This is a genomic window from Labrenzia sp. 5N (assembly GCF_012395805.1).
GTDB lineage: Bacteria > Pseudomonadota > Alphaproteobacteria > Rhizobiales > Stappiaceae > Roseibium > Roseibium algicola.
On sequence record NZ_JAAZTM010000011.1, the window covers coordinates 29,565 to 45,640 of the forward strand.

Below are 16,076 nucleotides of genomic sequence, written 5' to 3' on the forward strand. Positions count from 1 at the left end.
AAAAGAACGGATGAAACTGCCGGGGAGGGGCTATGAAGAGCGGTGTTTCCAAACGTCCTGAAGAGGCAGATTCACAGCCGGAGTTCGGTCCCTGGCTGCCGCAGGCGTCGATCCTGATCGTCGACGACGAGCCCGGCATGCGCAATTTTCTGGTCCGCACGCTCGAGCCTTATTGCAAACGCATCGAGCAGGCCGCCGACACGCTCGAGGCCTCGGCGCTTCTCGATACCCACCACTATGACGTGGTGATCCTCGACAATATCATGCCAGGCAAATCCGGTGTGGAATGGCTTGGTGAACAGCGGCGGATCGGGTTTTTCGCCGATGCGATCCTGATGACAGCCTATGCGGATCTGGAAACCGCGATCCAGGCCTTGCGGGCAGGTGCGGTCGATTTCATCCTCAAGCCCTTCCGGTCCAACCAGCTGCTGAACGCGGTTGCCAGATGTCTCGACCGGGTCACGCTGCTGCGGGAAAACCAGCTGTTGCGCCACCAGTTGCAGGCAACATCCGACCATCTTCTTCTGCGTGACAAACTGATCGGACATTCGCGCCAGATCGGCGAGATCCGCGAAACGATCTCCCGCGTCGCGCCGCTGCCGACATCCGTTCTGATCACGGGGGAATCCGGGACCGGAAAAGAAGTTGCTGCCAGGTCGCTTCACGATCTTTCCGATCGGGCGGACAAGCCCTTCGTTCCGGTCAATTGCGCCGCCATTCCAGGAGACATGATCGAAGCTGAATTGTTCGGGCATCTCAAAGGCGCTTTCACCGGCGCCGGGTCCAGCCGCGACGGCCTGTTCATGCACGCGCATGGCGGTACGCTGTTTCTGGACGAGATCGGCGAACTGCCAATGGCACTACAGAGCAAGTTGCTGCGGGCAATCGAAGACCGGAAAATTCGGCCGGTCGGGTCCGAGCGTGAAGTGCCTGTCGATCTGAGGTTCGTGTTCGCGACCAACGCAAATCTGGAGCAGGCCGTGGAGGAGGGCCGGTTCCGGGCGGACCTCTACTACCGGGTCAACGTGCTTCAGCTCGAAATGCCGCCGCTGCGCGAGCGTGGTGACGACATCCGTGAACTTGCGTCGCTGTTCATGCAGAAGCTGTCCGTTCAGCTTGGAATGCCGCCGGTACCTTTTACGGATGAAGTGGTCTCCGGACTGCTGGCTTATGAATGGCCGGGCAATGTTCGCGAACTGCGCAACACGATCGAACGAACCTTGATCCTTGGCCGCTTTCCGGCGGAGTTCCACAGTACGCAGAGCCTGTTGCTGCCCGGCGGAGAAACGCTGCAGGACATGGAGAAGCGTCATATCCTGATGGTGCTCGAGGAAGCCGGTGGAAACCGTGCCGAAGCGGCGCGGCGGCTCGGCATTTCGCGCAAGACCATCGACAGGAAGCTGATGGACTGGAATGGCTGAGGAGAGACGACGCCGGAAATCGGGAAGCCGCCTGTCCGTCAGAGTCAGGCTTCTGGCCATCGCCCTGTTGCCGACACTTGTGGTTCTGCCACTCTTTCTCGGCTGGGCGATGGTGCGCTGGAACGCGAAGTTCGATTCCCTGTTGATCACCAAGGTCAATGGCGACCTGACCATTGCCCATCAGTACTTTTCGAGAATCCTGGAAAATTCGGGTGAAAAGATCGATGCGCTGGGCCAGTCGGCCTCCTTTCGCGACGTTGCAGACAGTGGTGATGCTGCACTTCTGGCAGGGCTTCTGGAGCGGCGGCGTGAGGAGCTGGGTCTCGATTTTCTGTATGTCGTGCGCAGGGACAGGACAGTTGAGGCGGCCTCTCCGCCAAGTGCCGTTCCGCCGGTCTCCAAGGACTGGCCGGTCATCGAACAGGCCTTTGCAGGATCTGCCGCCACAAGCGTGGATATCTTCGAAGCCGGTGATCTGACGGCGATTTCTCCGGCACTAGCAGATCGGGCCCGGCTGGATCTCGTCCCGACACCCAATGCGGTGCCGACCGAAAGGGCCGCGGAAACACGCGGCATGGTGGTTCACTCCGCAAGCCCGGTCACCGTGCCGGGTGCGCCCGTGGCAGCTCTGGTCGGTGGCATCCTGCTCAACCAGAACCTCGTCTTCATCGACACGATAAACGATCTCGTCTACCGCGAGGCGAGCCTTCCCGAAGGCAGCCAGGGCACCGCGACGCTGTTTCTGGAAGATGTCCGCGTCAGCACCAATGTCCGTCTGTTCGAAGACAAGCGCGCGCTTGGGACGAGGGTGTCCGCCGCCGTTCGCCAGAAAGTGCTGGGCGAGGGTCAGGTCTGGCTGGACAGCGCCTTCGTCGTCAACGACTGGTACATCTCGGCCTATGAACCGATCGCCGACAGTTTCGGCGAGCGGGTGGGCATGCTTTATGTCGGCTTTCTGGAGACGCCATTCCGGGAAGCCAAGCTGGCGACACTGGTCGCGCTGCTGCTGGGCTTTCTTGTCGTGACCGCTGGCAGCGTGCCGCTGTTCCTGAGGTGGGCTCGCGGTGTCTTCAAGCCACTGGAAAAGATGACGGACACCATTGCCAGCATCGAAAAGGGAGACCTTGGCGCCCGCACGCGGTCCGAAGGCAGCGGTGACGAGATTGCGCGTGTCGCCCAGCATCTCGATCATCTGCTCGATCTGGTTCAGGAAAGCGACCGGCAGCTCAGGTCCTGGAACGAGGAGCTGAACACCCGCGTCGAGGAACGCACGCGCGACCTCAAGATGGCGAACAGGCAGCTGGAAGACACCACCAAGCAACTGATCATGTCGGAGAAGCTCGCCGCCATCGGCGAGATCACCGCCGGTGTTGCCCACGAGATCAACAATCCGATTGCAGTGATCCAGGGCAATCTGGAAGTGCTGCGCATGCTGCTCGGTGATCATGCAAAGGTTGCCAGTACGGAAATCCGCCTGATCGACGAGCAGGTGGACCGGATCAACCAGATCGTCATGAAGCTGCTGCAGTTCGCCAAGCCGGACGAATATGCAGGCTATGCCGATCGGCACGCGCCGGACGAGGTGATTTCTGACTGTCTTCCGCTGGTCCGCCATCTCCTGCGCAAGACCGATATCGAGGTTGTTCGCGAGGCCACTGCCTCCCGTCTGGTGCTGATGAACCGGACGGAACTGCAGCAGGTGCTGATCAACCTCATCGTCAATGCCATCCATGCCATGCCCGGCGGCGGCACGCTGACGATGAAAACCTGGGATATGAATAAGGAAGATGTCGCCGGAGTGTCGATCGAGATTTCGGACACCGGTGTCGGCATGAGCGAGGATGTTATCGCGCGAATATTCGACCCCTTCTATACGACGAAAAGCCGGCAGGGCACCGGATTGGGGCTTTCGATTACCCAGACGCTGGTCAGCCGTCAGGGCGGCGATATCAAGGTGGAAAGCATCGAAGGGGCCGGGACCGTTTTCACAATCTGGTTGCCTGAAGGCACTTGACGTTGCGGGTGGGCTGCCCCTGAGTTGCTCCCGGCCTCTAGGCCGTTTGGGCGGTCAAGGGCTTCCGGACAGATTGTCCCAAACGGCTAGAAAACAACTTTTGAATGTGGACAAAATGTCCACTCGTCTTTCTTCCTGAAAATCTAACTGTCTGAAATTCAACAGAAAAGAAACTGGCCCCGAACTTGCCATCAGTAAGGAGCTGCCGGAAGGCGCGGGACGGTGCAACCGTTCCTGCGTTGCGGACCTGAAGCGGGAGGCTTCGACAGGTCCGCGTCTGCCGGGAGCGGGGCATCCGGCTTTGTCTTGCCGGACCGGGGGAGACATGACAGGCCGGCCGCAAAGGGACCGGCACCTTCCCGGAGGAATGCCCGACAACCGTGCATGGGAGGAAAATAAGTGCATGTTTGATCGGTTGAAAAAGGAACATATCGTCGCAGAGGACGGATTTAACCGCTGGAAGGTTCCGCCAGCATCCATCGCCATCCATCTTTGTATCGGCTCCGTCTACGCCTGGAGCATCTTCAACCCGCCTCTGATCAAACAGTTCGGGGTGGTTGCCGCAGCGCCGGAAGACTGGAGCCTGTCTTCGGTCGTCTGGATCTTTTCCGTTGCCATCGTGTTTCTCGGGCTTGCGGCCGCCTTTGGTGGCAAGTGGCTTGAGGAAGTCGGCCCTCGCATGGTCGGCGTCGTTGCCGCCTTCTGCTGGGGCGGCGGTTTCATCATCGGCGGCTTCGGCATCATGACGCACCAGCTCTGGCTGCTTTACCTCGGTTACGGCGTGATCGGCGGCTGCGGTCTGGGGCTTGGGTACGTATCACCCGTTTCCACCTTGATCCGGTGGTTCCCGGACCGGCGCGGCATGGCCACCGGCATGGCCATCATGGGCTTTGGCGGTGGAGCGATGATCGCAACGCCGATCAAGGAATATCTGCTCGGTCTGTTCTACAAGGCGCCGGAATACCTGGGGCCTGAAGGATCTGTTGCCCTGATCACCGAAGGCGGCAAGCGCCTTGCGGAAGTCAACGGCCAGATGGTGGAAGTGGTTATCGCAGGCGCCAAGCAGGTGGCAGCAGCGCCCGTTGCGCTTCAGGAGGGGATCTATGTGGTCGGTACCGGTAACACCGGGGCTGCAGGGACCTTCTTCACGCTTGGCATCGTCTATCTGGTCGTGATGATCATCGCGGCCTTCTCCTACCGGGTTCCGCGCGAAGGCTGGCGTCCGGCCGGCTGGACACCGCCAACTGCCGATGCTGCGTCCCGCAAGATGATCACCCACAACAACGTTCACATCGATCAGGCGCTCAAGACACCGCAGTTCTATCTGCTGTGGATCGTGCTCTGCTTCAACGTGACGGCGGGTATCGGCGTGATCGGCGTTGCCAAGACCATGATGACGGAAATCTTCGGCACCACGTTGCCGCTGATCGTGAATTCGGCCTTTGCGGCAACCTATGTGTTCATGATCTCGGTCTTCAACATGGTCGGGCGGTTCTTCTGGGCTTCCACTTCGGACTTCATCGGCCGCAAGAACACCTACCACTGCTTCTTCGTGCTCGGGATCATTCTTTACCTGTCGATTCCGTTTGCAGCAGAGCAGGTGAGCGTCAATCCGGCCGTCACCTGGCTCGTGATGTTCTATGCAGCCACCATGATCATCTTCACGATGTATGGCGGCGGCTTTGCGACCATCCCGGCGTATCTCGCTGATATCTTCGGCACGAAATATGTCGGTGGTATCCATGGGCGTCTGCTGACGGCGTGGAGTACGGCAGGCGTTCTGGGGCCGCTGGCGATCACCCAGCTGCGGAACATGTCCCTGAACAATGCGATCACGGATCTTGCCGCCAAGGTGGACCCGAGTGCCTTTGCCGAGAAATTCGGTGCGGGTGTCGATCAGCTCGACCAGCTGGTGGCCGCAAAGACGGTGACTGTTGCCCGGCTGATGGAAATCGCTCCGGCCGGCACGGTGGATCCCACACCGAGCCTCTACAACACCACCATGTATGCCATGGCAGGCTTGCTCGTGATCGCGTTGATCGCGAACTCGCTGGTGAAGCCGGTGCACGACAAGCATCACATGGAAGCCGGCGCCGACGGGACCAGCCCGGTTCCGGAAGGTGCGGAGCCGGCGAAGGCCTGATCAAGGCTTCTGCCATCACGATCAACCGGCCCGGAAGCATCCGCTTCCGGGCCTTTTTTGTGTTCATATGCATCACAAAGCTGAGGGACTGGGGGTCGGATTTCGGCCCCGTCAGGGGCGTTCCGTCAGTTTCCCAGCACGTTCATGGTGAGCGTTTTCAAGTGGTCAGATGCAATGCCTTCCACGAAAAGATGTTTTCTCTCAATGGCTTGTGTTCTCTCTCGGGTCTTTACTCGGCATGTCTTATTTGAGGTGTTGGTTGAAATAAATTTCAGAAAAAGAAATAAATACCAAAACAGTTTGACGGCTTTCGGGGGCTGCCCTTATCCATGGTCTCGCTGGGATAAAAACCAGAGTTTGAAATTTCTTGCAGTGAGCTGGTCTCTTTGACAGGCTGACCTGCAAGACCGGGAGGAGCAGCGTCAGGCTCCCTGCGTTGAGAGGAACGCAGACTGGATGTCCTGACAATCTGAAATCGATCACCCATCGGGCATTCGACCGTTCGCGGTTGGCAGCCCGTTGGTCCAGGGAGGAAACCATGGGCACTTCTATCTTCAAGGGAATTCTCGCGTCGACCATGCTGTCGGCTGCAGTTCTGACCGCAGCTCCGGCCGCGGCAGACGGTTTGAAATGCGAGCCGGGCGAAACCTACATCATGAACGTGATGGTTTCCGGCCATCCCTACTGGGTGCCGGTCTATCAGGGCTTCAAGCAGGCTGCGTCCGCATTTGGCTGCGAGACGATCTTCTCCGGCACGCCGGACTATGACATCACCAAGCAGATCGCTTCTTTCGAGCAGGACATGGTCAAGCAGCCGGCTGGCGTCTTGCTGCACCCGATGCAGTCCGATCCGTTTATCGAGCCGATCGATCGGGCGGTCGACAACGGCACGCAGGTCGTGACCTTCGCGGCGGATTCTCCGAAGTCCAAGCGCAGTGCCTATATCACCTCCGACAACCTTGCCGAAGCCAAGTTTGCCGCCGAAGAAATCGTCAAGCAGGTTGGTGACAGCGCGGAATATGCGGTTCTTGAAAACCCGGGTCAGTCGAACCACGATCTGCGCGTGACCGCGCTGCTCGACTACATGGGAGAGCACTACCCGAACATGAAACTGGTCGGCCGCCAGGCGACCAACCAGGACAGCAATGCCGCCTACCGGGCAACGGCCTCAATCCTTCAGGCCAACCCGAACCTTGCCGCTCTCTGGATCCCGGAAGCGGGCTCTGCGGAAGGAGCTGTCGCAGCGGTGCTGGAAGCGGAAGCGAAAGTGCTGATCATGCATGCCGATGTGACGCCAACCACTCTTGAGCACATCAAGGCCGGCAACATCCACATGGCGCTGAATCCGAACCAGGGCATGCAGGGGTTCATGGGCTTCATGGCCGTGTTCCTCGCCGCACATTCCGACGTGTTCGATCCGTTCAACGACTACAAGGTTTCCGGCTACAACCCGGTTCAGATCCCTTACGTCGACAACGGCTTTGCCGTGATCACCAAGGAAAACGCCGACAGCTTCGACCTCAACGCCTACATGGAAGGCCGCGACCCGAGCTGATGAACAAACCGGGGCTCCTTTGGAGCCCCGTGTGATACGGCGGGCTGCCTGCAATCAATGCAGCAGATCAGGCAGCCCGTTCTTTCTCCGGAATTGCGAGCAAATCGGCCCTGTCATGACTGACGATGTGATCCTCAAGATCTCCAACCTCTCGAAATCCTTCGGGCCGGTTCAGGCGCTCAAGGGGGTAAGTTTCGAATTGCGCAAGGGCGAGATCCATGCGCTTGCCGGGGAAAACGGCGCCGGCAAATCGACGCTGATGAATATCATCGACGGCATCCTGCAGCCGGACAGCGGAGAAATCCGCTTCGATGGCGAACCGGTGGTCATTTCATCTCCAGCGATGGCGCAGAAGCTCGGCATCGGCTTCGTTCACCAGGAGATTGCGCTGTGTCCCGATGTGACGGTTGCCGAAAACATTTTCATGGCGACGACCAATGTCAGCCGTTCGTTCCTGATGAATTATCGTGCACTTGAAAAGAAAGCGGCTGAAGTGCTCGGCCAGCTTGGTGACATCGAGCCGACGACACTCGTGCGGGATCTGTCGATTTCCCACCAGCAGCTCGTCGAGATCGCCAAAGCCCTGACACTCGATTGCCGGGTGCTGATCCTGGATGAGCCGACGGCGGCGCTGACAGAGAAAGAAGCGCAGATCCTCTTCAAGATCATGCGCCGTCTTGCCGACAAGGGCATCTCGATCATCTACATCTCCCATCGCATGGTCGAGATCTTCGACAACTGCGATCGGGTCTCCGTTTTCCGGGACGGCACCTACATCACGACCCGCAATGTTGCGGAGATCCAGCCCGATGACGTGGTCAATGCCATGGTCGGCCGGGTTATCGACGAGCTTTACCCGCGCAAGCAGTCCGAAAGCGAAGAGACGGACGATATCATTCTGGACGTTCAGAACCTGAGTGAACGCACGCGTTTCAAGGATGTCTCGTTCCAGCTCCGCAAGGGCGAGATCCTCGGGATTGCCGGGCTGATCGGTGCTGGGCGCAGCGAGATCGTGAAGGGCATCTGCCGGCTTGAAGGCGACGTGACCGGGGAGGTTTCGCTCAATGGCCGCAAGCTGTCGCTGAAGACCTATCGGGACAGCATCTCCGAGGGCATCGTCTATTTGTCCGAAGACCGCAAGGGTGACGGCATCTTTTTGGATATGTCCATTGCCGCCAATGTCTCCGCCCTGAAACCGGAACAGGTCGCGAATTCCTTTGGTCTGATTGCCGGAAGCCGGGAGGTTGCGCAGGCAGACACGCTTGGCAAGCGTCTCAATCTCAAATGTGGCTCGCTGTCGGACCCGGTGTCATCGCTTTCCGGAGGCAACCAGCAGAAGGTTGCGATCGCGAAAATGCTGTCGGTCAATCCGAAGCTGATCTTCCTGGATGAGCCGACGCGTGGTGTCGATGTCGGCGCAAAGGCCGAGATCCATCGCATCCTGCGCAATCTCGCCAGCAGCGGGGTCGGAATTTTGGTGATCTCGTCGGAGCTGCCGGAACTGATCGGCGTTTGTGACCGTGTGCTGGTCGTCCGGGAGGGACAGATCAGCGGCGAAGTCACGGGCGATCAGATGACCGAAGAAAACATAATGCACCTGGCGTCCGTGGGCGCCCAGGCAACCATAAACTAATCGTGGGGGAAACCATGGAAGACGCCGTCTCCCTGACAGACGCGCCGAACGGCAAACCGGCAGACGTATCGATGATCCGCAAACTGTTGCGCATGCGTGAAACGGGACTGATCGCGATCATCCTAGTGTTGTTCATCGTGATGTCCTTCGCCTCGCCCTACTTCCTGACCTGGGTGAACATGCGCGCCATGGTCATGGCCTTTGCGGTGGAAGGCATCGTGGTGGTCGGCATGACCATCCTGCTGATTTCCGGCGGGATCGATCTTTCGGTTGGCTCGGTGACAGCGCTGGCCATGGTGATTGCCGGCTGGCTGTTCCTGAACGGGGTCGACCCCTGGGTCGCGTCGGCGATTTCGATTGCCGCCTGCACGGCCATCGGGGCGTTCATGGGGTTCTTTGTCACCCGCGTCGGCCTTCATCATTTCATCGTGTCGCTGGCAATCATGGTGATCGCCCGGGGGGCGTGTCTTCTGGGCACGGGCGGGCGTCCGCTCGGTCTGTTCACGCTGCCGCCCGAGTTCAAGTTCATCGGTCAGGGGTCCATTGGACCGATCCCGGTCGTGATCCTGATCTTCCTTGTGGTGGTGATCGGCTTCGACTTCCTGCTGCGCCGCACGACCATGTTCCGCAAGGTGTTCTATACCGGCAGCAACGAGAAGGCCGCCGCCTATTCCGGCATCCGTACCAAGCGCGTGGTGTTCTTCACGACCACCCTTTGCTCGGCTCTGTGTGGTGTGGCCGGCATCATCTACATGGCCCGCTTCGGTTCTGCCCAGCCGACCTTCGGCATCGGCATGGAACTGAACGTGATTGCGGCGGCCGTTATCGGCGGGGCGAGCCTCAAGGGTGGTTCGGGTACCATTTTCGGAGCGATCCTGGGGGCGGTGCTGCTGTCGGTTGTTTCCAGCTCGCTCGCGCTTCTGGATGTCTCGGTCTATTGGCAGGACATCATCCGCGGCTCGATCCTGCTGGCGGCGGTCTCCATAGACCACTATCTCGTCAAGAAACGCGCCTGACCCGGCTCCAGCGAAGAGGCAACCAGATGGCGGACAAGAAAAACGATATCGAGCTGATGCGCCAGATGCACACGGTTCTCGTGCTGCATTTCCTGGAAGGCAAGAAACAGTCGGAAATCGCCGAACTGCTCAACCTGTCGACGTCCAAGGTGAACCGTCTGATCACCCAGGGCCGCAAGATGGGCATGATCAAGATCGATATCGAGAACCCGTTCCAGCGGTTGACTGATCTGGAAAACCTGCTGGAACAATCGACGCCCCTTTCAAAAGCGCTGGTTACATCGTCCGTCGAAGGCAGCCCCAACACGACGCTGAAGCAGGTCGGGCTTGCCGCTGCCAACCATCTGGTGGAGACCATCCGTGATGGCGACATCATCGCCATCACGGGTGGCAAGGCCGTCGGGGCGGTGGTGCAGAACATCGAGACCGACCGGAAGTTTGACGTCACCGTGGTGCCGCTCACTGGAGGGGTGCAGGGCAAGTACCACACGGATGTCAATCATCAGGCCAACCTGATGGCCGAGAAGCTGGGCGGCAAGGCACTGCAGCTTCATGCGCCGCTCTTTGCCGAAAGCCGGGAGCAGCGCGACATGCTGATGGAAGTCGGCTCCATTCGCGAGGTCCTGGACCTGGCACGGCAGGCAACGATCGCTCTGGTCGGCATCGGATCCATCGCGACGCCCGGGTCGAGCTACTACGACCTGCATCCGATGCCTGAATCGGACCGCAAGATGTTGGTTGGTAGCGGTGTCAGCGCCGAATTCCTGGCCTACCTGATGCGCCAGGACGGGACGGTTGCCGACTACGCCCTCAATTCGCGGCTGGTCGCACTGGCGCCTGAAGAGCTGCGGCGCTTCAAGCGGGTCATCGGGGTGACCTCGGGCGATGAAAAGATCTGGCCGATCCGGGCCGTCCTCAACGGAAACTATCTGAATTCACTCATCTTGGACGAGGACACCGCGGGAGCGGTCCTTGCAACCATGGAAGGCAAACAGAATGTTGCATGAAATGCTGACACGCGAGATCGGACGCTCAAGCATTGAGGCGTCGGCTATCGGGCTCGGCACCTGGGCCATTGGCGGCTGGATGTGGGGCGGCACGGATGAAGCCAAGTCGATTTCCGCAATTCAGGCTTCCATCGATGAAGGCATCAGCCTGATCGACACTGCTCCGGCGTATGGCCAGGGGCTGTCGGAGGAGATTGTCGGCAAGGCGATTGCAGGCCGCCGCGAAAAGGTGGTGCTGGCAACCAAATGCGGTCTCGTCTGGCACACCCAGAAGGGCAATCACTTCTTTGATTATGACGGCAAGCCGGTGCACCGGTATCTCGGCAAGGATGCGATCGTCCATGAGGTGGAGCAGAGCCTGAAGCGGCTCGGGACCGATTACATCGATCACTACATCACCCATTGGCAGGATCCGACCACGCGGATTGCGGAAACCATGGAGGCGCTGGAAACCCTGAAGACCCAGGGCAAGATCCGCTCCATCGGTGCCAGCAACACGACTGCCGACGATGTGAAGGCCTATGTGGCTGCAGGGCAGCTGGACGCGATCCAGGAAGAATATTCGATGATCAAGCGGGACATCGAGGACACCCTGGTGCCACTCTGCCTCAAGGAAAAGGTTTCAGTGCTGAGCTATTCGTCGCTGGCGCTAGGTCTTCTGACGGGCAAGATCGGTCCTGACAGAACCTTCGAAGGTGATGATCAGCGCAAGGACAATCCGCGCTTCTCGGTCGAAAACCGCCGCAAGGTTGCCAAGCTTATGGATGCCATCGCGCCGATAGCGGAGGCCCATGGTGCCACCAAGGCCCAGGTGGTGATCGCCTGGACGCTGCAGCAGCCGGGCATCACCTTCTCCTTGTGCGGAGCCCGTGATCCGGAGCAGGCGCGGGAGAATGCCAAGGCGGGGCGCCTCAGGTTGACCAGTGAAGAAATCGGGCTCATCGGCGATGCTGCCGCGACCCATCTGACCGAACTCGCCGCTTAAGAGACTTCGAAATTGAGATTGGAAAGGGCACCGGGCATCCGTCCGGTGAACGGGGAAGGCATGTCCGAACAACGGCAAGGAAAATGGGACCGTATCGCGCGTGACGGCGCGTTCGACGCCGTTGTCGTCGGCGGCGGTATCAACGGGATCGGGGTCTACCGGGATCTGGCGCTGCAGGGTGTCAGGGTGCTGCTGGTGGAACGGAACGACTTTTGTTCGGGGTGCAGTTCTGCCTTGTCGCGCATGATCCATGGAGGATTGCGCTATCTGGAAAACGGCGAGTTCGACCTGGTGCGCGAATCCCTGCGCGAACGCGACGCGCTGCTGGTCAATGCGCCTCATCTGGTCCATCCGCTGCCGACCGTCATTCCCATCGGCTCTCTCTTTTCCGGGCTCTTGAACAGCGCGGCAAGTTTCTTCGGCTTTTCAGGTCAGCCCTCCAGCCGGGGAGCGGTTCCGATCAAGCTCGGGCTGACGCTTTATGACTGGGTGACACGCAAACGCCGGTTGTTGCCGAAACACCGTTTCCGCGGGGCGAAGGCGACCCGGAATACCTGGCCTGGACTGACCGGTGCCATCCGGTGTTCGGCCACTTATCACGATGCCTGGATCAGCCACCCGGAGCGGCTTGGTCTGGAACTGGTCAGGGAAGCGGAAGAGGTGGCTCCGGACTGTGTCGCCCTCAACTATGCCTGTCTTGAGCCGGCCGGGAGCGGTTTTGTTGTGCGAGATCAGGTGAGCGGCCGAACGGAAGAGATCTCGGCGAAGATCCTCGTCAATGCCACAGGCGCCTGGCTGGATGATGCCATTGATGAGCTTGCCGGCAATTCCAGCCACGAACGCCTGGTGTCGGGTACAAAGGGATCGCATCTCATTCTCGACAATCCGGCGCTGGAGAAGGCGCTTGGCGGCCATATGGTCTATTTCGAGAATTCGGATGGCCGGGTCTGCATCGTCTTTCCGTTCTTCGGCAAGGTTCTGGCCGGGTCGACGGATATCCGCGTCAAGACAGCCGAACGTGTGCGCTGTGAGCCGGAAGAAGAAGCCTACATTCTGGGCTCGCTCCGGCTGGTCTTTCCGGAGATCGACTTCAATGCGGATGATGTCGTTTTCAGTTACAGCGGCATTCGGCCGTTGCCGAAGAGCGATCATGATTTTACAGGCCGGATTTCCAGGGGCCATTTTACGACCCGTATCGAAGGACCCGTTCCGCAGATCTGCATGATCGGCGGCAAGTGGACAACGTTCCGTGCCTTTGCCGAACAGGCGACGGACGAAGTGCTCAGCGAACTTGGCCGGACCAGGCATGTCGGCACCCTGTCGCGCCCGATCGGCGGCGGAAAGGATTTTCCTGATGCTGCCGTGATCCTGGAGCGCGACCTGATCTCGAACCATGGCATTGGTCCCGCGCGCGCCGCGCACCTGGTGGCGACCTATGGCACCACGGCGACGGAGCTGCTGGCCTTTTGTCAGGGCAGGCCGGACGACGAGGCACTTTCGCCGCAGACAGAAATCACAGCGGCGGAGATCGCGTTCCTCGCCTCCCGCGAAAGCGTGGTGACCCTTGCCGACATCGTGTTGCGCCGGACGACACTCGCCATCCAAGGACTGATCAGTGAAGAGCTGCTCGACAAGCTGGCGGCCGTCGCCGGTGAAGAACTCGGCTGGTCCGACGCAGAGCGCGGGCTTCAGCGCGACCGGCTGATCGAAGACCTTTCCACCTATTACGGCGTTTCGTTTGAAGATCGCCGGAACCAAGACACAAGCAGGAGCAGAATATGCGTTTGAGCCCCAAAGCCCGGATGAACCGGATGTTCACCCACGGCGGCTGCCTGGATGTTGCCGTTGATCATGGCGTGTGCAACGAACCGAGCTTCATGGTTGGCCTGGAAGACATGGCCGGGGTTGTCGACACCCTGGTCAAGGCCGGGCCTGATGCGATCCAGATGGCCTATGGCCAGGCGGATCTGTTGCAGTCGCGTCCGGAGAAGGACAAGCCGGCGCTGGTGATGCGCATCGACATGGGCAACCCCTACAATGACCAGCGCCACCGGGTGATGTGGTCGCTGCTGCAGAATGCCGACGAGCCGATCATCGGGGCTCTGGAAATGGATGCGGCTTGTGTCGTGGTGAACCTGTTCATGTTGCCGGACGAGCCGGAGCTGTTTCGCCAATGCGTGGAGAATATCTCCAGGGTGCGCGCTGCCTGCCACAAGTACGGCATGCCGTTGATGATCGAGCCGCTGGTAATGCTGCCGAACGACATCCGGGGTGGCTATCAGGTCGACGGCGATGCAAACAAGATCGTGACACTGGTTCGGCTGGCTAGCGAGATGGGAGCTGACATCATCAAGGCGGACCCGACCGATAACGCGGAAGATTTCCACCGGGTGGTCGAAGCGGCGCGTGTTCCGGTTCTGGTGCGTGGTGGCGGCAAGGAAGACCTGAAGACCGTGCTCAGGAAATCCGCTGCACTGATGCGCCAGGGTGCCAAGGGCATGGTCTATGGCCGCAACATCTATCAGCACGACAACCCGAAAGCGGTGGTTGCGGCACTCATGGCAATGATCCACAACGGTGCCGACGGTGACGAAGCATGGGACATCTATAACCGTGGCTGACGACAGGACTTATCTGCTGGGGCTTGATGCCGGCAACACGGTGATCAAGGCTGTCCTGTTCGATCTGGCGGGCCGCCAGGTGGCGATGAGCGCACTGGACGGTCAATCGTTTTCACCTGCTCCCGGACATGTTGAACGCGATCTCGGAGAGTTGTGGCGCAATGCGCAAACGGTTATCCGCGAGTGCCTTGACAAAGCCGGTGTCGAGCCTTCGCAGGTCGCGGCAATTGGTTGTGCCGGGCACGGCAACGGTCTTTACCTGCTGGACAAGGACCATGAGCCACTGCTCGGCATCCAGTCGCTGGATACGCGCGCCGCGGATCATGCAGGCAAGCTGCGTGAGGCGCATGGTGACAGGCTGCACGCCCTGAGCCTGCAGGAGCCCTGGCCGTCCCAGACCCCGACGCTGCTTGCCTGGATCAAGGGCAACCGGCCGGATCTTTATGCCCGGACCGGAACCGTGCTCCTGTGCAAGGACTTCATCACCTTCAAGCTGACCGGAGAACGCGTCAGCGAGATCTCCGACATGTCGGGGTGCGGTTTGCTGAGGTTACCGGACAATCTCTACGACAGGGAGCTGCTGGAACTTTATGGTCTCGGCGAGGCGGAGCCGATGCTGCCGCATCTGGTCGAACCGGCGGATGTGGCCGGGCATGTCACGGCAGAAGCCGCGGCTGCGACCGGACTGAAGGAAGGGACGCCGGTTGTCGGCGGCTATTTTGACGTGATCGCCAGTGCGCTCGGGTCGGGCGTTGTCCATTCCGGCGAAGCCTCGATCATTGCAGGCACCTGGAGCATCAATCAGGTCTTTTCGGAGGCCCCGATCGTCGACAAGGCAATGTTCATGGCCTCGGGTTTTGCCCCCGGCCGGTTCGTCAATATCGAATCGAGCGCAACATCGGCTGCAAACCTGGAATGGTATGTGCGAGAGCTGGTGGAGCGCGGGAAACATCACGACGATCCGTTCGGCTATTGCAACGCGAGGATCGCGGAGGTCGCGCCCGCCGCGGACGACCCGTTCTTTCACCCGTTCCTTTACGGCTCGCGGCTTGGGGCGGACTTCCGCGCCGGGTTCTATGGTCTCGCCGGCTGGCATTCGGAAGGGCACCTGCTGCGGGCCTTGTTCGAAGGGGTTCTCTTTGAACATCGCCGCCATATCGAGGTGCTCGGGAGAACCGGTGTCACCTTCGACCGGGCAGTGCTCTCCGGAGGCGGGTCACGCAGCCCGGTCTGGCCGCAGATGTTCGCCGATTGTCTGGGAGTTCCGATCACCGTTGCGGAAGCCCGTGAGACGGGTGCGCTGGGCGCGGCGATTGGAGGTGGTGTTGGTGTCGGTCTCTTCCCCGATTACGAGACGGCTGTTGCAGCCATGACGAGGGCGCAGAAGGAATACCTGCCGGTGGCTACGATGAAATCGCACTACGACCGGCGCTACCGGACCTATTGCAAGCTGACAGATGCTCTTCGGTCCTTCTGGGCCGATATGCATGTCAGGGACGAATAGTCCTCTTGGAGGAATTGCCGAAACGTCAGGATCTTCTAGTGTGAGGGAAACAGCCGTGCGAACTCGCATCGGCGAGCGCCCACATATGTCTTTTTTCGAGTTTGCGAAGAAACAGAAAACCTGATCAGGATGAGGGTGTTAAAGGGTCTCATCGGTGCCGGCGGAAGATTGCCTGGT

Annotated in this window: 11 protein-coding genes; all 11 read left to right on the forward strand. The window is 59.9% G+C overall.

The window, feature by feature from the left end; genetic code table 11:
• Nucleotides 1-32 precede the first annotated feature (32 nt).
• The 11 genes from HEP89_RS11345 (at nt 33) to HEP89_RS11395 (ending at nt 15,899) form a co-directional block, all read left to right on the forward strand.
• Nucleotides 33-1,421, forward strand: a complete 1,389-nt coding sequence (locus tag HEP89_RS11345) for a sigma-54 dependent transcriptional regulator (protein ID WP_077291695.1) — start codon at nt 33-35, stop codon at nt 1,419-1,421.
• Nucleotides 1,414-3,435 carry a HAMP domain-containing sensor histidine kinase gene (locus HEP89_RS11350; protein ID WP_062486916.1) on the forward strand — a complete coding sequence of 674 codons (2,022 nt, stop codon included), beginning with the start codon at nt 1,414-1,416 and terminating at the stop codon, nt 3,433-3,435. The genes HEP89_RS11345 and HEP89_RS11350 overlap by 8 nt, the downstream gene beginning before the upstream one ends.
• 403 nt (nt 3,436-3,838) lie before the next feature.
• Complete coding sequence (locus HEP89_RS11355) at nt 3,839-5,578, forward strand: OFA family MFS transporter (RefSeq protein WP_062491339.1); 1,740 nt, start codon at nt 3,839-3,841, stop codon at nt 5,576-5,578.
• A 538-nt stretch (nt 5,579-6,116) separates the two neighbouring features.
• Nucleotides 6,117-7,133 (forward strand): substrate-binding domain-containing protein, encoded by a 1,017-nt coding sequence (locus tag HEP89_RS11360; protein WP_023003716.1) that lies wholly within the window; start codon nt 6,117-6,119, stop codon nt 7,131-7,133.
• Between the two features lie 115 nt (nt 7,134-7,248).
• Nucleotides 7,249-8,766, forward strand: a complete 1,518-nt coding sequence (locus HEP89_RS11365) for a sugar ABC transporter ATP-binding protein (protein WP_062486918.1) — start codon at nt 7,249-7,251, stop codon at nt 8,764-8,766.
• 71 nt (nt 8,767-8,837) lie between these two features.
• Entirely contained in the window at nt 8,838-9,782 is a 945-nt protein-coding gene (locus HEP89_RS11370; RefSeq protein WP_051990117.1) for an ABC transporter permease, read from the forward strand.
• Nucleotides 9,783-9,808: 26 nt separating this feature from the next.
• Nucleotides 9,809-10,789 (forward strand): sugar-binding transcriptional regulator, encoded by a 981-nt coding sequence (locus tag HEP89_RS11375; RefSeq protein WP_168692072.1) that lies wholly within the window; start codon nt 9,809-9,811, stop codon nt 10,787-10,789.
• Nucleotides 10,779-11,774, forward strand: coding sequence for an aldo/keto reductase (locus HEP89_RS11380; protein ID WP_168692073.1), 996 nt, complete (start codon nt 10,779-10,781; stop codon nt 11,772-11,774). Before HEP89_RS11375 ends, HEP89_RS11380 begins: the two co-directional genes overlap by 11 nt.
• 60 nt (nt 11,775-11,834) lie before the next feature.
• Nucleotides 11,835-13,562, forward strand: a complete 1,728-nt coding sequence (locus HEP89_RS11385; protein ID WP_168692142.1) for a glycerol-3-phosphate dehydrogenase/oxidase — start codon at nt 11,835-11,837, stop codon at nt 13,560-13,562.
• Nucleotides 13,553-14,395: a class I fructose-bisphosphate aldolase gene (locus HEP89_RS11390; RefSeq protein WP_168692075.1), complete on the forward strand. Its 843-nt coding sequence runs from the start codon at nt 13,553-13,555 to the stop codon at nt 14,393-14,395. The genes HEP89_RS11385 and HEP89_RS11390 overlap by 10 nt, the downstream gene beginning before the upstream one ends.
• Entirely contained in the window at nt 14,388-15,899 is a 1,512-nt protein-coding gene (locus tag HEP89_RS11395; protein WP_197923204.1) for an FGGY-family carbohydrate kinase, read from the forward strand. The genes HEP89_RS11390 and HEP89_RS11395 overlap by 8 nt, the downstream gene beginning before the upstream one ends.
• Nucleotides 15,900-16,076 lie beyond the last annotated feature (177 nt).